This window comes from Allokutzneria sp. A3M-2-11 16 (assembly GCF_024213555.1).
Lineage (GTDB): Bacteria > Actinomycetota > Actinomycetes > Mycobacteriales > Pseudonocardiaceae > Allokutzneria.
The window spans coordinates 208,473-225,228 of the sequence record NZ_JANAVO010000005.1; the positions used below are offsets into that span (position 1 = coordinate 208,473).

Sequence of the window (16,756 nt, forward strand, 5' to 3'; positions counted from 1 at the left end):
AGGTAGTTGCCTGAAGCACTTCTTGTTGTGACGGAACGGAAAGCTTCCCCGGGTACACAGGAAATCATGAACGGTTACGCCGTCGTCGACGTCGAGACCACCGGACTGCTCCCCGGCATGCACCACCGTGTCGTCGAGGTCGCGGTGGTGCACCTCGACGCGGACGGCGCGGTGACCGGCGAGTGGTGCAGCCTGCTCAACCCGCTGCGCGACCTCGGCCCGCAGCGGATCCACCGGATCACCGCCGCGGAGGTCCGCAGGGCGCCGACCTTCGACCAGGTCGCGGGCGCGCTCGCCGACCAGTTGGCCGGTCGGGTCGTCGTCGCCCACAACCTGGCCTTCGACCTGGGCTTCCTCACCGCGGAGTTCGACCGCGTCGGCGGCGGCGCACCGCTGGAGCTGGACGGCGGGCTGTGCACGATGGCGCTGGCCGAGACCTACCTGGACTCGCCGTCGCGGTCACTGGCCACCTGCTGCCGCGTCGCGGGGGTGACGCTGGACCACGCGCACTCCGCGCTGCACGACGCGCACGCCGCGGCCGGGCTGCTCGCCGTGTACCTGTCCCGGTGCGGGCGCCCGGAGCCCTGGGTCGATCTGCTCACCGGTGCCGCGGGCCGGCCGTGGCCGCCGTTCGACGGGCCGGGGCTGCCGCCCGTGCGCCGCGCGGTCGCGGGTGCCGAGACCGAGCACTTCCTCGCGCGGCTGGTCGACGAGCTGCCGCGGGTGCGCGAGCCCGAGGGCGCCGAGCCGTACCTCGCCGTGCTCGACAAGGCGATGCTGGACCGCTACGTGTCGCTGAGCGAGCAGGACGAGCTGATCGAGGTCGCAGCCTCGCTCGGCCTGGACCGCCCGACCGTGGAGCGGCTGCACCTGGGGTACCTGGAGGCCCTCGCCGCGGCGGCCCGGCGCGACGGCTGGGTCGGCGAGTCCGAACGCGCCGAGCTGCGTGACGTGGCGGGGATACTGGGCCTGCCCGACGACGCGGTGACCCAGGCGTTGAGCGCCCCGAAATCGCCTAGCCGCAAGGGTTTCCGGCTCCAGCGCGGTGATCGGGTGGTGTTCACCGGCGACACGATGCTGCCCCGTGAGGAGTGGGAGGAGCGCGCGGTCCGGGCCGGGCTCGTGGTGCGGCCGGACCACGTCAGCGGCAGGACGCGCCTGGTGGTCGCGGCCGACGCCGACACGCTCTCCGTCAAGGCCCGGCAGGCTCGGGAGCGCGGGGTCCCGGTGATCACCGAGGCCGCGTTCCACCGGCTGCTCGCCGCGCTCGACCGCGATCAGGTGTAGGTGGTCCGGCCGTCCGCGGACCGCTTGCCCAGCCGCTTCGTCAAGTACAGCAGCTCCAACGCGAACTCCACGGCACCCGCGACTCGGCCCACCGGATCGTTTGGCTCCACACCAAGGCGTTTGGCGACCTCGACGAGCACGGGCAGCTCGGGCAGCGCCTTGAGCACATCGGTCGCGGGCACGCGCTCGCCCGTGGTGACGGGCTGTCCGGCGGACACCGCCTCGGCGAGCGGCGCGAGGTCCACCCCGGCCAGCAGCGACCGCCCGGTGTCGGCGACCGCGCGCCGCAGCAGGTGGGTCAGCAGCTCCACGCTCTCCGGGCCCTCGACCCCGGCCTCGAACTCCAGCTTCCCGCGGAGCACGGGCACCACGGCCTCCAGGTCCACCGTCCGCGCGACGGCGGGCCACTCCTCGGTCAGCGCCGCGCGCCGCAAAGCCGCCGCGGCAACGGTTTCCGCCGCCGCGATGGCGAACCGCGCGGACACCCCGGAGCGCTGGTCGACGCCGTTGGACTCGCGCAGGTGCCGCACGAAACGGGCGACGACCTCCACCAGGTGGTCCCCGACCTCGGCCGCGAGCCCGGCCTCCTGCCGCACCATGGCGACCTCGTCGGCGATCTCCAGCGGGTAGTGGGTGCGGATCTCCGCGCCGAAGCGGTCCTTCAGCGGGGTGATGATCCGTCCCCGGTTCGTGTAGTCCTCGGGGTTCGCCGTGGCCACCAGCAGCACGTCCAGCGGCAACCGCAGCGTGTACCCGCGCACCTGGATGTCGCGCTCCTCCATCACGTTGAGCAGCGCCACCTGGATGCGCTCGGCCAGGTCGGGCAGCTCGTTGAGCGCGATGATGCCGCGGTGGGCGCGCGGCACGAGCCCGAAGTGGATGGTCTCGGGATCGCCGAGGCCGCGGCCCTGCGCGACCTTCACCGGGTCCACGTCGCCGACCAGGTCACCGACGCTGGTGTCCGGCGTGGCCAGCTTCTCCGCGTAGCGCTGGTCGCGGTGCACCCACGCGATCGGCAGCTGGTCCCCGAGCTCGGCCGCCCGGCGCCGCGAGGCGGGGGTGATCGGGGCGAGCGGGTCCTCCGGCAGCTCGGCGCCGTCGATCACCGGCATCCACTCGTCGAGCAACGCCACCAGGGAGCGCAGCAGCCGCGTCTTGCCCTGCCCGCGCTCGCCGAGCAGCACCACGTCGTGCCCGGCCAGCAACGCGCGTTCGAGCTGCGGCAGCACCGAGTGGTCGAACCCGACGATCCCGTCCCACCCGCGTTCCCCGCTGCGGAGCGCGGCGAGCAGGTTGTGCCGGATCTCGGTCTTGACGTCGCGAGACTGGTAGCCGGAGCTCTTCAGCTCGCCCAGGGTCCGCGCGGTGGGCTGACTCGTCACCCCCGCGACGCTACCCCCTCCGCAGGGTCTCCCGTTTCGTACTCATAACGGGGATTGGGAGCGCTCTTTTCCCGGCTAAGAGTACGAAACGGGCACAACGGGGCTGGGTCAGGAGCGGACGAGGCGGGCGATGGCCTCGCTGGCCTCGCGGATCTTGTCCTCGGCTCCGTCGCCGCCTTCGGCGATCGCCTGGCTCACGCAGTGCTTGAGGTGCTCGTCGAGCAGGCCGAGGGAGACCGCTTGCAGAGCCTTGGTGGCGGCGGAGATCTGGGTGAGGACGTCGATGCAGTACTCGTCGTTGTCGACCATCCGCTGCAGACCACGGATCTGGCCCTCGATCCGGCGCAGCCGTTTGAGGTAGCCGTCCTTGCCCTCGGTGTATCCCCGCATACCCCTAGGTTACCGAGTCGAACGCCCGGAGCACCTGCGGCAGGGCACGCGTCGCGGCCGTGTTGTGGTCGACCTGACCGACGTCCACGACGGGCACCCGCCCACCGAGCTGGCGCGCGCAGTGCGCGGCGTTGAACGGCAGGACGTCGCCGTCACCGGAGGCCATGTACAGCGTGGTCGGCACCGCGGGCCGCCAGTCGCACACGCGGTCGGCCTTGTCCAGTGCGCGGCGCAGCGCTCCGGAGGGGTTGCTCAGCTTCCGGTGGAACTCGGGTGTGAGGAGTTTGTGCACCTTGTCCGGCAGTCCCCGGAAAACCTGCTCCGACGTGTGGTGGCCGTCGAAGAGCTGCTCGACCGAAGGCTTCTGGAACGCCTCGGCGGGATCGGAGTAGAGCCCGTGCAGCCGGTTCCACGAGGTCGTCAGGTAGCCGACGTACGGTGACGCGAAGTTGACCTTGTCGGCCAGCGCCTCGCGCAGGGACGCGCTCATCGCGTACGGGCCCGCGATCGGGGCCAGCGCGCCCAGCCGCATCCGGTGGTCGGCCCCGCGCTGCAGTTCGCGGCCCACCGCCATCGTGGACTGGCCGCCCTGCGAGTGACCGGTGAGGAACACGCGCTCCGCGAAGCGGACCCCGCGCCGCTCCGTGAGAGTCCTGCCCGCCCGCAGTGCGTCGATCGAGGCGGTGGCGGCGGAGTCGGGGTCGACGTAGGGATGCGCGCCGGGCCCCTCCCCGAGCCCGAGGTAGTCCGGTGCGACGACCGCGTACCCCGCCGAGGCCAGCATCACCGCGATGGCCCGGTCCGTGCCCTTCGCGTTCACCGACGCGACGTCGCCCCGGTAGACGGTCGTCCCGTGCAGCCATGCCACCGGCTTCAGCGTCCGCGCCCGGCTCACCGGCAGCACGACCAGTCCGGACGCGGTAGTTGGTCGGCCATCTGGATCGACGGTGCGATAGGTGATCTTGTAGGGCCGCACGCCGTGGCTCACCCGCGCGGTGTCCAGCCCCTTCGCTGCCAGCAGCTCGGTGACCGAGGCCGTGGCGAGGCCGTCGAGTTCGGTCACGCCGACCAGCTGACCGCGCCGGGGTTGCCCCGCGACGGCCGCGCCGGTGCTCGCCAGCAGCAAGGCGGCGCTGAGCACGGCGGCGGCCGTCTTCGTTCTCGTCGAGATCATGGCTCAACGATCGCGAAAGCGGCCACCGCGCACACTGGGGCGGGCCCCCGGGCGGATCAGGGGGTGAGCACCGGGTAGTCGGTGTAGCCCTTGCTGTCGCCGCCGTAGAAGGACGCCGGGTCCGGCGTGTTGTACGGACCCGCGGAGGCGAGCCGGACCGGCAGGTCGGGGTTGGCCAGGAACTGCGCGCCGAAGGCGAGCACGTCCGCGACACCGCTCTCGACCAGGTGCAGTTCGGAGTGGTCGGTCGGGCGGCCCTCGGTGAACGGGTTGAGCACGAGCACGCCGCTGAAGCGCTCACGGATCTTCAGCGTCAGGTCGCGGTCGGCGCCCTCGGCGATGTGCAGGTAGGACAGCCCGAACGGCTCGATCGCGTCGACCAGCGCGGTGTAGACCTCGCGGTGGGAGTCCTCGACGATGTCGTTGAAGGTGCCCGCCGGGGAGATCCGCATCGCGGTGCGGTCCGCGCCGATGGCCGCGACGACGGCCTTCACCACCTCGACCGCGAAACGGATGCGCCCCTCGACCGTGGTGCCCCAGCCGTCGGTGCGGATGTTGGCGTTGCTGGAGAGGAACTGCTGGATCAGGTATCCGTTGGCGCCGTGCAGTTCCACGCCGTCGAACCCGGCCGCGATCGCGTTGCGCGCGGCGTCGGCGAAGTCGGCGACGGTCTGGTGGATCTCGGCCTCGGTCAGCTCCTTCGGCGTCACGAAGTCGTGCATGCCGGTGCCGGTGAACACCTGTCCCTGCGCGGCGACGGCGGACGGGCCGGTCGGGACGAGCTCGCCGGGCAGCAGGCTGGGGTGGCCGATGCGGCCGGAGTGCATGAGCTGCGCGTAGATCCGCGCGCCCTCGGCGTGCACCGCGTCGGTGACGAGGCGCCAGCCCTCGACCTGCTCGTCGCTGTGCAGGCCCGGCGTGTCGGGATATCCCTGGCCGACCACGGACGGCTGGGTGCCCTCGGTGATGATCAGCCCCGCGGCCGCGCGCTGGGCGTAGTAGGTGGCCATCGTCTGCGTGGGCACCCCGCCCCGGCCCGCGCGGCTCCTGGTCATCGGCGCCATGGCGATGCGGTTGGCCAGCTTCGTGCCCGCCAGGTCGATCGGATCGAATGCCGTGGTCATGACTCGCTCCCAAGTCCGTAGTTACTTGTCCGACCAACTAACGGCGGGGAGCGAACATTCCAACCCTGACTGTGACCTGGGTCACCCGTATTATTGTGGTCGACCATGAAAAGGGGCGCCCCGTGACCAGTCCGATCAGCAACCTGCTCGTCCGCGCCGGACGGTTGCACCGCACGGTGGCCGGTCAGCTGCTGCGCGACGCGGGACTGCACCCGGGGCAGGAACTGCTGATGATGCGCCTGTGGGACCACGGTTCCCAGCGCCAGGGCGCGCTCTCCGAAGCCCTCGACGTGGACGCCTCGACCCTGACCAGGATGGTGCAGCGCCTGGAGCACGGTGGTTTCGTGCGGCGCAGCCGGTGCCATCGCGACGGGCGGGCCTGGTACGTGGAGTCGACCCAGGCGGGACTCGCGCTGCGGGACCGCGTGCTCGCCGCGTGGGACGAACTGGAGAAGATCACCCTCAACGGCCTCAGCGAGGACGAGGTCGCCGCGCTGACCTCCGCACTGGAGCGCGTCGAGGGCAACCTCTGCGAGGCGGCCAGGGGCCCCGACTGCCCCGACGCTTGTTGACCGAGCGTTACAGAATCGCCTAGCCTTGCGTCGTGGGCAGGCCCAGGGAGTTCGACGACACCGCCGCGGTGGACGCGGCGATGGAGCTGTTCTGGCGCAAGGGCTACGAGGCGACCACGACCCAGGACCTCTGCGACAGCACCGGTCTCGGGCGCGGCAGCCTCTACAACGCCTTCGGCAGCAAGCGCCAGCTCTACGAGGCGGCCCTGCGCCGCTACTCCCTCATGGCACCGCAGGGGCAGTTGGAGATCCTGGAGCGGCCGGGCCCGGTGAAGGACCGCTTGCGCGCGCTGATGCTGTGGTGCGTCGATGTGGACATGGCTGACCCGGAACGCAAGGGCTGCCTGGCGATCAACGCCGCCGTGGACGCGGGCGGCCGCACCTCGGAGATCGCCGAGCTGGCGCACAGGCAGTTCGTGCGCCTGGAACAGACGATCTGCCACCTGATGGCCGTCGGGCAGAGCACCGGCGAGCTGTCGACCGAACGATCCCCGCTCCAGGCCGCGCGGTTCTTCCAGAGCGCTTACTACGGTCTGCGCGTCCTGGGCAAGGTCACCGACGACCGCGCCGCGCTGCTCGACGTCGTCGAGGGCACCCTGTCCGCCCTCTAGTCCTTCTTTCCTGCCCGACTTTTGTACCGTATGTTCCAGAACTGGGGTCTCGTCATGCCGTTAGCCGTCTACGTCCTGGGTCTCGGGATCTTCGCGATGACCACGAGCGAGTTCATGGTGTCCGGGCTGATGCCCTCGCTGGCGGCGGAGTTCGACGTGTCGGTGGCCGCGATCGGCTACCTGATCTCGGCGTTCGCCGCCGCGATGGTCGTCGGCGGGCCGGTGCTCACGGTCGGCCTGCTGCGGGTGCCGCGCAAGCACGCGCTGCTGGCGCTCATCGGGGTGTTCCTGGTCGGCCAAGCACTCGGAGCCGTGGCCACGGGCTACGGCGTGATGCTGCTGTCACGGGTGATCACCGGCGTGGCGTCGTCGGCGTTCTTCGGCGTGGCGATCGCCGTCGCGGTCGACCTGGTCGGCCCGGAGCGCCGGGGGCGGGCGTCCGCCGTCGTCCTGGGCGGAGTGATGTTCGGGACGGTGCTCGGCCTGCCCGCGACGACCCTGGTCGACCAGGTCTACGGCTGGCGCGCGAGCTTCTGGGCGGTCGTGCTGGCGACCCTGCTGGCCGGGCTCGTGGTGCTGCGCGTCGTGCCCTCCGGTGCGCGGCCCGAAGGCATCAGCCTGCGCGAGGAGGTCGTTGCGCTGCGCAACAGCAGGCTCTGGGCCGCGTACGTGACCAGCGGGCTGCTCGTCGGCGCGGTGTTCGCCGCGTTCAGCTACTTCTCGCCGATCTTCATCGAGGTCGGCGGGTTCTCCCCCGCCGTCGTGCCCGTCCTGCTCACCGCGTACGGCGCCGCGACGGTCGTGGGCAACACGGTGGTCGGCCGTTTCGCCGACCGGTACACGATGCCGGTCCTGACCTTCGGCCTGGGCGCGCTCACGGTGACGCTGGCCGGGTTCGCACTGGTCGCGGGGAACCGGGCGCTGACCGTGGTCGCCGTGGTCGTGCTCGGGCTCGTCGGGGTGTCGATGGTCCCGGCGCTCGGGGCCAGGGTCATGCGCGTCGCCGATGGCCGCCCGCTGGTGAACACCGTGCACACCGCGGTGATCTCCCTCGGCATCGGGCTCGGGTCCTGGGCGGGCGGCCTCGGCATCAGCGCGGGGTTGAGCCTGACCTCGCCGCTGTGGGTGGGCGTGGTGTTCGCGGTCCTCGGCCTGCTCAGCCTACGCGCGGCCGCGCCGGGCGATGCCGTGCGCGACGCCGAGGTCGAGGAGGTCCTGCGGGCGTAGTTTGAGTTGATCTATGGTCGCGCCGAGCTCTTCCGGGGCGCGTTTGAGGATCGCGTTGGCCGATTCCGGTGCGATGACGGAGAAGTAGGCGTCCGGGGTGATCCACACGTCGGTGTGCGAGGTCAGCGCGAGCGCGCCGCCGGAGCCGCCCTCGCCGACGACGAGGGTCGTGATCGGAACGCTCGCGTCGGCGACGGCGGTGAACAGTTCGGCGATGGCGGGGCCGATCCCGTCCCGTTCGGCCCGCGCGTCGTGGGCGGCTCCGGGCGTGTCGACCAGGGTCAGGACCGGCAGCCGGAGCCGGTCGGCCAGCCGCACGTGGCGCGCGGCGGCGCGGAACCCGGCCGGACTGTTCGCGGTTCCGGTCTGCGCGACGTAGGCGATCGCGTTTCCACGGCGGCTGCCGAAGCCGCGGAGCATCCCGGGATCGGCGCCGCTCAACGGGAAGCGGTTGTCGAAGTAGTCGTCCAGGTAGGCATCGGCGCGGGGGCGCTCGGCGGCTCGCGCGCGCCGCACGGCCTCGGCTCCGGTGGACGGGAGATCGGTGTGGCCGAGCGCGTTCGGGACGTCCGGCGCGTCGGTGGAGGTCGGCTTCAGCAGGGGCAGCAGGGATGCGAGCGCGGCGCCGACCTCGTCCAGTTCCAGCAATCGGTGCACCTGCCCTTGAGCGAGCTTTCCGTTGCTGGTGAACGCTTCCGTGTCGTCGGAGTCACCGCGCACCCGTGTTCCGGCGAAGCAGACCGTGGCGTCGGGCAGCGCGAGCACCACGTCGGCGCTGCTGGCCAGCGACGCCCACGCGCCGCCCGCGACGGGATCACGCAGCACGGTGACGTGCGGCAACCCGGCGGCCCTGAGCCGGGCCGCCGCGCCCGCGATGCGCTGCATCTGCACGAGGGCGAGCATGCCCTCCTGCATCCTGCTTCCCCCGGAGGCCACGAGCGTCACCATCGGCAGACCGCGCCGCACCGCTTCGTCGAACGCCCCCACCAGGCGATCTCCGGTGCGGGAGCCGAGGGAGCCGCCGAAGTACCGGAAGTCGAAGGAGACCATCGCGCACTCGATGCCGCGAATCCGCGCCTGCCCGCACATGACGGATTCGCGCGGGCCGTGGTCAGCGCCCAGTTCGCGCTGCTTCTCCGGGTAGCCGGGCCAGCCGAACGGATCGGAGACGCTGTGGTCGACGTCGAAGAACCCGGAGAAGGCTTCGGCGACGGCGCGCAGAACGTCGCGGGCACTGCGGGAGTCCATTCAGCCTCCAAGAGCTTTCTTCATGACCTTGCCCATGTCGTTGCGCGGCAAGGCTTCCAGGAAGTGCACGACACGCGGGCGCTTGTGCGGGGTGAGCAGGCGGGCCACGTGGTCGGCCAACTCCTGAGGGCTGGGCGCCTCGCCGCTGGGCACCACCCACGCGACGATCCGCTCGCCGAGGTCGTCATCGGGTTCGCCGGTCACCGCGACCTCGGCGACGCCCGCGTGCTCCAGCAGCGCGTTCTCCACCTCGCCCGCGCCGACCTTGTAGCCGCCGGTCTTGATCAGGTCGATGGCGCGGCGGCCGACGATGCGGAGGTAGCCGTCCTTGCCGCGGGTGGCCACGTCGCCGGTGCGGAACCACCCGTCGCGGAAGGCTTCCGCGGTCGCGTCGGGCCGGTTCAGGTACTCCAGGAACAGGTTCGGGCCGCGGACCTCGATCTCGCCGACCGTCTCGTCGTCCTCGCCCTCGATCGGCGCGCCCGTCTCGTCGACGAGCCGCACGTCGACGCCGTCGACCGGCGGGCCCACGGTGCCGGGGCGGCGCTCCCCCGCCGCGCGCACCGAGCAGTTCATCAGCGTCTCCGACATGCCGTAGCGCTCGACGACGAGCTGGCCGGTGGCCTCGGAGATCCGCTGGTGCACGCTCGCGGGCAGCGGCGCGGACCCGGAGACCAGCAGGCGCGCCCGGCCGATGGCCTTGGCCAGCTCGGGGTCGGCCTCGGCGTCGGCGACCAGGCGGCTGTACATGGTGGGGACGCCGAACATCATCGTGGCCGGGCCGCCCAGTTCGGCGCCGATCCCGGCGGTGGAGAACGAGCCGAGGTGGTGCAGCGTCCCGCCGAGGCGCAGCGGCCCGAGCACGCCGACGCCCAGCCCGTGTACGTGGAACAGCGGCAGCCCGTGCACGAGCACGTCCTCGCCGGTCCATTCCCAGGCCGTCGCGAGGCTGTCGAGGTTGCTGGAGATCGAGCGCCGGGGCAGCACCACGCCCTTGGGGGCGCCGGTGGTCCCGGAGGTGTAGATGATCAGCGCGGGTGTCTCGGGGTCCGGCTCGGGCAGGCGCTCCGGCATGGTCGCGGGCACGTCCAGCTCGATCTCGACGCGCCCGAGTTCGCCGAATCCGGCGGGCAGTTCGGTGCCGGGGGCGCTGAGCACCAGGCCGGGCGCGCTGTCGCCGAGGATGTGCGCCAGTTCCCGCTCGCCGATCTTGGGGTTGATCGGGACCGCCGGAACGCCCGCGAGCAGCGCGGCGACCACGCCGACGCAGGTCTCGATGCTCGGTGTCGCCCACACCGCGACCCGGCCCGTCCCGGCGAACTCGCTCGCGAGCCGCCCGGCGACCGCGGCCAGTTCGCGGTAGCTCAGCGCGCGTTCGCCGAAGCGGATCGCCTCGCGCTCTGTCGGTTCGGACAACGCCGGGAACAGCGGGGAGTTCATCTCAAGCCCCTTCATCCAACTACCGCCAAGACAGCCCACAACGCGACCGGGGCGGCCGCGACGATGATCGCGCCGTACCGCAGAAGCTGCTTGAAGAACGCGTCGCGGTCAACATCGCGCGCGTTGGCCAGGACGATGGCGCCGTTGGTGGAGAACGGGCTGACGTCGACGACGGTGGCGGCGACCGCGAGCGCGGCGACCATGCTCACCGGGTCGATGTGACCCACCGAGAGCAGCGGAACCGCGAGCGGGATGGTCGCGCCGAGCACGCCAACCGAGGACGCCAGAGCCGACACGATCGCGCCGATCAACAGCAGCAGGAGCACGGCGAGCGTGGGCGATCCCACATCCCGCACCGCGTTGCCGACGTAGGTGACCGCGCCCATCTGCTGGAGCACCGAGACGTAGGTCAGCACGCCGCAGATCAGCAGCACGGTGGGCCAGGTGATCTGGTTGACCGCCTGCGCGTTGGTCTTCGGCGAGGCGACGCCGAGCACCACGGCGATGGTGATCGCGACCAGGCCCACGTTGAGGTCGAACACCAGTGTCAGCACCACGAGCGTGGTGAGGCCGAGCAGCGTGAGGACCTGGTGGAAGGTGATCGGTTCGCGCGGCGTCGCCTCCTCCGCGGGCTTGTCCGCACGCCCGAGCTTGAGGCCGCCGAAGACCACGAACACGATCACGGCGATCACCGCGTTCGCCACGAGGCTGGCCAGGAACAGCGCGATCTCGTTCTGCGGCAGGTGGTTGCGCTCGACGACGCCGTTGACGATCGCGCCGTAGACGCTGATCGGCGAGAATCCGCCCGCCTGGGCGCCGTGCACGACGAGCGCGCCCATCAGGAGCTGGTTGATCCCGTAGCGGTTGGCCAGGTTCAGCGCGATCGGCGCGACGATGGCGACCGCGGCCGGGCTGACCGCTCCGATGGCGGTGAGCAGCCCGGTGACGCCGAACATCACCCACGGGATGACCGCGATCCGCCCGCCGACCACGCGGACCGCGAGGTCCACCAGCCGGTCGACCGTGCCGTTGGCGCGGGCGATGCCGAAGAGGTAGGTCACCCCCACCAGGACCACGAAGATGTCGCCGGGGAAACCGCCGAGCACCTTCTCCGCGGTGAGGCCGCCGACCGTGGTGCCGACCAGGAACGCGGCGGCGAAGCCCAGGCCGCCCATGTTCACCGACAGCGTGGTGGCCAGGGCGAAGACCAGGGCCAGGACGAGGATGGAGATCAGCTCGGGTGACATCGGCGGCTCCCGGATTGGCCAATTGGCTCAGCCAATATCGGCGTGCTCCCGGACCCGTGTCAAGGTCCGGGAGCACGCCGGGGTGCCGCTCAGGCGCCGTGGGTGATCTTCACGTAGGCGGCCTCGACGTAGGTCTTGCCGCCGGTCAGGAACACGACAGACCTGCGGTCGTGCGTCTCGGCGGCGCACCTGGAGCCGCGGGTGCCGCCCTTGTTCAGCGTGCCGACCGGCTTGTCCGCCTTGTCGTAGATCTTGGTGCCGTTGTACTGCGCGACGACCGAGCACGACGCCTTGCTCTCGGCGATCGCGGTTCCGGTGGTGGCGACGGCGGCCGCGACAACGGCACCAACAATGAGAGAAACGCGCATGGCTTCCTCTCGTGGAGCGGAGGTCGCTCAGACCCGGGCGTTGATGCTGACGTCGGCGGCGCGCACCATGTCGATGTCGCCCTTGAGGTTCACGTACCCCTCCACCGCCTTGCAGGCGGAATCGCGCGACTTGCCCTTCTTCAGGGTGCCGACCTGTCCGCCGGTCAGCGTGTCGCGAATGGGGGTGTCCCGCTTGGCCACGACGAAGCAGAGGCTCTGCTTGCCCGCGGACTGGGACGACTCGGCCGCGACGGCTGCACCACCGGAGCTGAGGACGGCCGCGGCGACAGCGCAGGCGATCAGGGAAACGCGCATGACTTCCTCTCAACGAGATACCGGGACCACGACGACCCCGTAACGGCAGTATGCACAATCATTAATTGAATCGGCTTCGCTATTCGGCGAGAGCCGGAGCGTTTACCCCGATGTGGAGTCTTGAATTCAGAAGGCGGTTACCCGCGGTGATGGATGGTGACGTGGGCCTTGGAGACGAGGTGCTTCCGCCCCTTGAGGTACACCACGTTCCTGGCCATCTCGTGGTTCTCGGCCGCGCAGGCTGAGTCCCTCTCCGCCCCCTTCCTGAGCTTGTAGTCCTCCGTCAGGTCGCTGGCCTTGAAGACGGGGGTCTCCTGCTTGGTCCTGATGTAGCAGCCGCCCGCCGCGGCCGCGGAGCCGCCGATGGTCACGGTGCCCGCGACCAAGGCGCCGACAAGCAGGGAAACGCGCGTGATTCGCATGACGTCCTCTCGCGAAGATGACAGAACACGGGGGATTATGCAGATAAGGACAGGGCAGCACCCCGACTCTTCGGCGTCATCCGGAACATTTCCGTCGATATGAGGGCGTGAATTCGAGAATGCCCTGGCGCAGGGCGGTGTTAGCCTGATCATGTGCCAGAACCGTTGCGCCCGCTCGGTCGCCCCCGCCTCTACGAGCAGGTGCTGCACCGGCTGCGCGAGTACGTCACCGCCAACGGCCTCGGCAAGGGCGACAAGCTGCCCACCGAACGCGATCTCGCCGAGCGGCTCCAGGTCAGCCGGGCGTCGGTGAAGCAGGCGGTCGTGGTCCTGGAGGTGCAGGGCCTGGTGGACGTGCGCCAGGGCGGCGGGATCTTCCTGCGCGCGGACACCCTCGACGGCGAGCCGGTGACCGAGTTGGTGGAGCGCAGGCGCAGGCTGCCCGACGTGCTGGAGGCCCGGGAGGCGCTGGAGACCAAGCTCGCCGAGCTGGCCGCGGAGCGCCGCACCGAGGAGGACCTACGGCGGATCGACGCGGCGCTGGAGCTGATGGCGGAGCTGGTCGAGCACGGCGGCGAGGTGGACGAGGGTGATCGCCGGTTCCACGAGGCGATCGCGGCCGCGGCGCGCAGCGCGCTGCTGGCGGAGTTCATGGGGGCGATCTCCGGCCAGGTCGCGGAGAGCCGCCGGGAGTCGCTGCGCCAGCCCGGCCGCCCGTCGCGGTCGCTGGCCCAGCACCGCGCCATCGCCGACGCGATCCGGGCGGGCGATCCGCGTGCGGCGAGCGCGGCGATGCGCCGTCACCTCAAGACGGTCGCCCGGGTCCGGTTGCTGGACTGGACGCCGGAGGACTGAACCCCGCCGCGGGCAGGATCACTTCGTCCACAATGGACTCCAGGTACTCCCGCGGCGGTTCCGCGCCGTGGTCGACGGCGTACTTCATGGTCAGTGCCTCGCCGATGTCGAGGACGGCGGGGGTGAGCCTGCGGGCGTCGACCTCGCCGCGCTCGGCGTAGTGGCGCAGCACGGTCGCGCAGAACCGCCCGCCCGCCGGGTCGAAGACCCGCTCGTAGAGCGCTGCGACCAGCTCGGGGTTGCGGGTGCGCTCCATCAGGATCGCCTGGACCGCCTGCGCGGTGGGGTGCCTGCTCCACTCCAGCAGCCGGTGCAGCGACGCGATGAGGTCACCGCGCAGGTCGTCCCCGGAGGCACCGACGCGGTCGGCCGGGTAGGCCGCGCCGATGGCGTCGAGCAGGACCTCCTCCGGGCTCGCCCAGCGCCGGTAGAGCGAGGTCTTCGCGGTTCCGGCGCGTCGCGCGATGCCCTCCATGCTCAGCCTGCCCAGCCCGCCCTCGGCCAGTTCCGCCAGCGCGGCCTGGTGGATCGCCGTGATCAGCTCCTCGCCGCGCCGACGCGTCGGGCCCACCGCGCACCACCCCTTGTTAGCTACGGTTGCGTATCTTACGCTAGCTACGCATCCGTATCTTACATTCGAGGGGGACCCGTGCAGCTCTCCACCCGGCGCGATCTGGCGCCCGACCTGGCCAGGGGCGTGATGCTCAGCCTGATCGCGCTCGCGCACGCGCAGTTCCTGGCCGGCGGTGGCGCGTTCGGCGGTGCGACCGCGGCCGTGACGGCGCCGGACAAGCTCGTGCAGGCGCTGCTCACGTTGTTCGTGGACAGCCGCGGTTATCCGTTGTTCGCCGCGCTTTTCGGCTACGGCATGGTGCTGATCCTGCGCAGGCGCGATCCGAAACAGCTCCGGAAGCGCAGCCTGTGGCTGATCGCATTCGGTTTCCTGCACGTGGTGCTGTTGTTCCCGGGCGACATCCTGGCGTCGTACGGAATCCTGGCGCTCTGTTTCGCGGGCGCGGTGCACTGGAGCACGCGGCGCATCTTCCTCACCGCGGGGATCGGCGCCGTTCTCGGCGCGGTCGTCTACGGGCTCGTCATGTCCTCGCCGATGCCGATGCCCGAGGGAGCGCTGCCCACCGATCCGATCTCCTCGGCGCTGATGCGCGTCACGACCTTCCCGTTGCTGACCCCGTTGAACGCGATCATGTCGATCTGCCCGCTGCTCATCGGCGTCTGGGCAGCACGGGAGCGGGTGCTGGAGAACCCCGCGCTGCTGCGCCGCGCCGCGAGCATCGGCATCGGCATCGGAGTGCTCGGCGGCATCCCGCAAACCCTTGTCACGACTGGGTTTCTGGCACCTAACCTGGCCTCGGGCGCGCTGCACACGTTCTCCGGTTACGCGGTCGGCATCGGCTACGGCGCGCTGTTCACGCTGATCGCCCGCAGGCTCCGGCCGGGCCCCGTGGTCACCGCGCTCACCGCGTGCGGGCAGCGGTCGCTGACCTGCTACCTCGCCCAGTCCGTCGCGTGGTTCATCATCGCCGAGCCGTACCTGTTGAACCTCAACGGCCAGTTCAGCGTGGTCGCGGCCGCGGCGCTCGGGGTCGGCGTGTGGGGGCTGACGGTGCTGGTCGCGGCGTGGCTCGGCAAGGCAGGGCGCCCCGGACCGGCCGAGGCGCTCCTGCGGCGGCTCGCCTACAGCTGACGGAGTTCGGCGATGCGGCGCTGCTCGTCCGGTGACTCGACGCCCATGGCCTCGGCCCGGTCGAGCAGCTGCCCGACCCGCGCGTCGTCTCCGAGCCGCACCGCGAGGTCCGCGCGCAGCACCAGCGCGCGGAAGAGCACCTCGTCCGGGGTGGGCTCCCCCGCGCCGAAGGCGGCGTCGAGGATGCGCGCGGCGGACTCCGGGTCCTGGCGGGAGTCGGCCAGCATCGTCGCGGTGTGCAGCGCCCGCTCCAGCCTGGACTGCCCGGCGCGGGTCTCCTTGGTGGCCAGGCCGTTGCTCGCCGGGCCGATGGCCTGGCCGATGCGGACGTGGTTGCCGCTGGGGTCGATCACGATGAACTGCCGCACTCCGAAGGACATGTCCTTGAGCGGGTTGATCCGCGGGTAGCCCCGCGCGGGCACCTTGCCCAGCGCCGCGCGCAGGCCGCCGGTGAACGCCGCGTAGAGCGCGTCGACGTCGTCGGTGTGCACGTAGCAGGTGCTGTAGTTGTCCGAGGGCTCCTGCTTCAGCGTGAAGAAGTCGAGCACGACGTCCTCGCCCCAGCGCAGGCTGACGTAGGTGTTCGGACGTGTCTGCTGGTAGGCCACCTCGAATCCGAGTGCGGTGTAGAAGGTGACGGTCTCGGTGATCGATCGGCTGGGCAGCATTGGCCTCATCCGCTCCGGCATGCGGCTCCCCTCAAGTTTGAGTGGCCGACCCTAGCCCGGGTGCTCAAGCTTGAGCAAGGGTGGTGCCGGTGACGCTGTCCGCCTTGACGCGCAGCACCAGCCGCTGTTCGGCGACCATCTCGGCGAGGAAGGCGGCCTCGTCCGGGACCTCGCCCGCCATCGCCAGCAGCTCGCGTCCCGTCGCGTCGCCGGGCGTGGTGCTCACCTCGGAGACCTCGCCGACGCCTTCGACCACGGTAAAGGTCATGTGGTCCGGGGCGGCCACGTGCAGCGCCGCCCGCGGGTGCCGTCGCACGTGCCCCGGCTTGGCCCGGCTCGCGGTGGTGGAGATCCGCACGACGCGCTCGGCCGGGTCCCACCGGTAGAGCATCGTGGTCAGGTGCGGCGTCCCGTCCTTCTTGACGGTCGCCACCACACCGAACTGGTGTGCTGCGAGGAGTTCGTCGATCTCGGTCTCGCCGAGGGACCGTGGCTTCGGCTTGTCGTCGCTCATGCCCCAGATCCTGCGCTCCGGACGCACCGCCGTGAAGAAGGCACTTTTCTGTGACGGGGTAACACCGATGTGACCGCCCCCGTCCCGCACGCCCACCTCCACCCCCGCGCGCCTGATCCCGCGCTGAGGTCGCCAAATAACCCGTTTCGTACTCTTGTCGGGATTTGGGAGCGCTCTTTTTCCCGTTATGAGTACGAAACGGGGTTC

At 71.0% G+C, this 16,756-nt stretch carries 19 protein-coding genes; 6 read left to right on the plus strand and 13 right to left on the minus strand.

Features of this window, described 5'->3' with window-relative positions:
• Positions 1-66: 66 nt before the first annotated feature.
• On the plus strand, positions 67-1,287 hold the full coding sequence (locus NLX83_RS27345; protein ID WP_254238048.1) for an exonuclease domain-containing protein: 1,221 nt from the start codon (positions 67-69) through the stop codon (positions 1,285-1,287).
• Here NLX83_RS27345 and NLX83_RS27350 read toward each other — a convergent pair.
• The 4 genes from NLX83_RS27350 to NLX83_RS27365 all read right to left on the minus strand — a co-directional run bounded on the left by NLX83_RS27350 (position 1,278) and on the right by NLX83_RS27365 (position 5,357).
• On the minus strand, positions 1,278-2,669 hold the full coding sequence (locus tag NLX83_RS27350) for an ATP-binding protein (RefSeq protein ID WP_254238049.1): 1,392 nt from the start codon (positions 2,667-2,669) through the stop codon (positions 1,278-1,280). The genes NLX83_RS27345 and NLX83_RS27350 overlap by 10 nt on opposite strands.
• A 108-nt stretch (positions 2,670-2,777) precedes the next feature.
• Entirely contained in the window at positions 2,778-3,059 is a 282-nt protein-coding gene (locus NLX83_RS27355) for a metal-sensitive transcriptional regulator (protein ID WP_254238050.1), read from the minus strand.
• 4 nt (positions 3,060-3,063) lie between these two features.
• Complete coding sequence (locus NLX83_RS27360) at positions 3,064-4,233, minus strand: alpha/beta hydrolase family protein (RefSeq protein WP_254238051.1); 1,170 nt, start codon at positions 4,231-4,233, stop codon at positions 3,064-3,066.
• Between the two features lie 56 nt (positions 4,234-4,289).
• Positions 4,290-5,357 (minus strand): alkene reductase, encoded by a 1,068-nt coding sequence (locus NLX83_RS27365; RefSeq protein WP_254238052.1) that lies wholly within the window; start codon positions 5,355-5,357, stop codon positions 4,290-4,292.
• A gap of 122 nt (positions 5,358-5,479) precedes the next feature.
• Between NLX83_RS27365 and NLX83_RS27370 the strand changes: the two genes are divergently transcribed.
• Genes NLX83_RS27370 through NLX83_RS27380 form a run of 3 tightly spaced genes read left to right on the plus strand, consistent with a single transcriptional unit; the run spans position 5,480 to position 7,767 of the window.
• Positions 5,480-5,929: a MarR family winged helix-turn-helix transcriptional regulator gene (locus NLX83_RS27370; RefSeq protein ID WP_254238053.1), complete on the plus strand. Its 450-nt coding sequence runs from the start codon at positions 5,480-5,482 to the stop codon at positions 5,927-5,929.
• Positions 5,930-5,961: 32 nt separating this feature from the next.
• Positions 5,962-6,540, plus strand: a complete 579-nt coding sequence (locus tag NLX83_RS27375) for a TetR/AcrR family transcriptional regulator (RefSeq protein ID WP_254238054.1) — start codon at positions 5,962-5,964, stop codon at positions 6,538-6,540.
• A gap of 30 nt (positions 6,541-6,570) precedes the next feature.
• Positions 6,571-7,767 (plus strand): MFS transporter, encoded by a 1,197-nt coding sequence (locus NLX83_RS27380; RefSeq protein ID WP_254238055.1) that lies wholly within the window; start codon positions 6,571-6,573, stop codon positions 7,765-7,767.
• Here NLX83_RS27380 and NLX83_RS27385 read toward each other — a convergent pair.
• The 6 genes from NLX83_RS27385 to NLX83_RS27410 form a co-directional block, all read right to left on the minus strand.
• The gene (locus NLX83_RS27385; protein ID WP_254238056.1) at positions 7,702-9,015 is read right to left on the minus strand and encodes a carboxyl transferase domain-containing protein; all 1,314 of its coding nucleotides are present in this window, start codon (positions 9,013-9,015) and stop codon (positions 7,702-7,704) included. The genes NLX83_RS27380 and NLX83_RS27385 overlap by 66 nt on opposite strands.
• Positions 9,016-10,455, minus strand: coding sequence for an acyl-CoA synthetase (locus tag NLX83_RS27390; RefSeq protein ID WP_254238057.1), 1,440 nt, complete (start codon positions 10,453-10,455; stop codon positions 9,016-9,018). It abuts the gene before it with no gap.
• An 11-nt stretch (positions 10,456-10,466) separates the two neighbouring features.
• Positions 10,467-11,702 carry an SLC13 family permease gene (locus NLX83_RS27395; protein WP_254238058.1) on the minus strand — a complete coding sequence of 412 codons (1,236 nt, stop codon included), beginning with the start codon at positions 11,700-11,702 and terminating at the stop codon, positions 10,467-10,469.
• Between the two features lie 89 nt (positions 11,703-11,791).
• On the minus strand, positions 11,792-12,070 hold the full coding sequence (locus NLX83_RS27400; RefSeq protein WP_254238059.1) for a hypothetical protein: 279 nt from the start codon (positions 12,068-12,070) through the stop codon (positions 11,792-11,794).
• Positions 12,071-12,097: 27 nt separating this feature from the next.
• Positions 12,098-12,385, minus strand: a complete 288-nt coding sequence (locus NLX83_RS27405; protein ID WP_254238060.1) for a hypothetical protein — start codon at positions 12,383-12,385, stop codon at positions 12,098-12,100.
• A gap of 137 nt (positions 12,386-12,522) precedes the next feature.
• Entirely contained in the window at positions 12,523-12,807 is a 285-nt protein-coding gene (locus NLX83_RS27410) for a hypothetical protein (protein WP_254238061.1), read from the minus strand.
• 153 nt (positions 12,808-12,960) lie between these two features.
• Between NLX83_RS27410 and NLX83_RS27415 the strand changes: the two genes are divergently transcribed.
• The gene (locus NLX83_RS27415; RefSeq protein ID WP_254238062.1) at positions 12,961-13,662 is read left to right on the plus strand and encodes a FadR/GntR family transcriptional regulator; all 702 of its coding nucleotides are present in this window, start codon (positions 12,961-12,963) and stop codon (positions 13,660-13,662) included.
• On the opposite strand, the gene NLX83_RS27420 is transcribed toward NLX83_RS27415, so the two are convergent.
• Positions 13,613-14,233 (minus strand): TetR/AcrR family transcriptional regulator, encoded by a 621-nt coding sequence (locus tag NLX83_RS27420; RefSeq protein WP_254238063.1) that lies wholly within the window; start codon positions 14,231-14,233, stop codon positions 13,613-13,615. The two genes, NLX83_RS27415 and NLX83_RS27420, sit on opposite strands and share 50 nt — an antisense overlap.
• Before the next feature lie 78 nt (positions 14,234-14,311).
• Between NLX83_RS27420 and NLX83_RS42010 the strand changes: the two genes are divergently transcribed.
• Complete coding sequence (locus NLX83_RS42010) at positions 14,312-15,367, plus strand: DUF418 domain-containing protein (protein ID WP_254238064.1); 1,056 nt, start codon at positions 14,312-14,314, stop codon at positions 15,365-15,367.
• Here the strand turns inward: NLX83_RS42010 and NLX83_RS27430 are convergent.
• The gene (locus NLX83_RS27430; protein WP_254238065.1) at positions 15,358-16,056 is read right to left on the minus strand and encodes a bleomycin resistance protein; all 699 of its coding nucleotides are present in this window, start codon (positions 16,054-16,056) and stop codon (positions 15,358-15,360) included. The two genes, NLX83_RS42010 and NLX83_RS27430, sit on opposite strands and share 10 nt — an antisense overlap.
• Before the next feature lie 43 nt (positions 16,057-16,099).
• Positions 16,100-16,549 (minus strand): TIGR03618 family F420-dependent PPOX class oxidoreductase, encoded by a 450-nt coding sequence (locus tag NLX83_RS27435; protein ID WP_254238066.1) that lies wholly within the window; start codon positions 16,547-16,549, stop codon positions 16,100-16,102.
• Positions 16,550-16,756 lie beyond the last annotated feature (207 nt).

Bases quoted from the DNA above. Each gene is read 5' to 3' on its own strand.
- NLX83_RS27400 (WP_254238059.1), bottom strand. From the start codon at position 12,070: ATGCGCGTTTCTCTCATTGTTGGTGCCGTTGTCGCGGCCGCCGTCGCC.
- NLX83_RS27345 (WP_254238048.1), top strand. From the start codon at position 67: ATGAACGGTTACGCCGTCGTCGACGTCGAGACCACCGGACTGCTCCCC.
- NLX83_RS27355 (WP_254238050.1), bottom strand. From the start codon at position 3,059: ATGCGGGGATACACCGAGGGCAAGGACGGCTACCTCAAACGGCTGCGC.
- NLX83_RS27405 (WP_254238060.1), bottom strand. From the start codon at position 12,385: ATGCGCGTTTCCCTGATCGCCTGCGCTGTCGCCGCGGCCGTCCTCAGC.
- NLX83_RS27390 (WP_254238057.1), bottom strand. From the start codon at position 10,455: ATGAACTCCCCGCTGTTCCCGGCGTTGTCCGAACCGACAGAGCGCGAG.
- NLX83_RS27360 (WP_254238051.1), bottom strand. From the start codon at position 4,233: ATGATCTCGACGAGAACGAAGACGGCCGCCGCCGTGCTCAGCGCCGCC.
- NLX83_RS27385 (WP_254238056.1), bottom strand. From the start codon at position 9,015: ATGGACTCCCGCAGTGCCCGCGACGTTCTGCGCGCCGTCGCCGAAGCC.
- NLX83_RS27430 (WP_254238065.1), bottom strand. From the start codon at position 16,056: ATGCCGGAGCGGATGAGGCCAATGCTGCCCAGCCGATCGATCACCGAG.
- NLX83_RS27365 (WP_254238052.1), bottom strand. From the start codon at position 5,357: ATGACCACGGCATTCGATCCGATCGACCTGGCGGGCACGAAGCTGGCC.
- NLX83_RS27380 (WP_254238055.1), top strand. From the start codon at position 6,571: ATGTTCCAGAACTGGGGTCTCGTCATGCCGTTAGCCGTCTACGTCCTG.
- NLX83_RS27410 (WP_254238061.1), bottom strand. From the start codon at position 12,807: ATGCGAATCACGCGCGTTTCCCTGCTTGTCGGCGCCTTGGTCGCGGGC.
- NLX83_RS27435 (WP_254238066.1), bottom strand. From the start codon at position 16,549: ATGAGCGACGACAAGCCGAAGCCACGGTCCCTCGGCGAGACCGAGATC.
- NLX83_RS27395 (WP_254238058.1), bottom strand. From the start codon at position 11,702: ATGTCACCCGAGCTGATCTCCATCCTCGTCCTGGCCCTGGTCTTCGCC.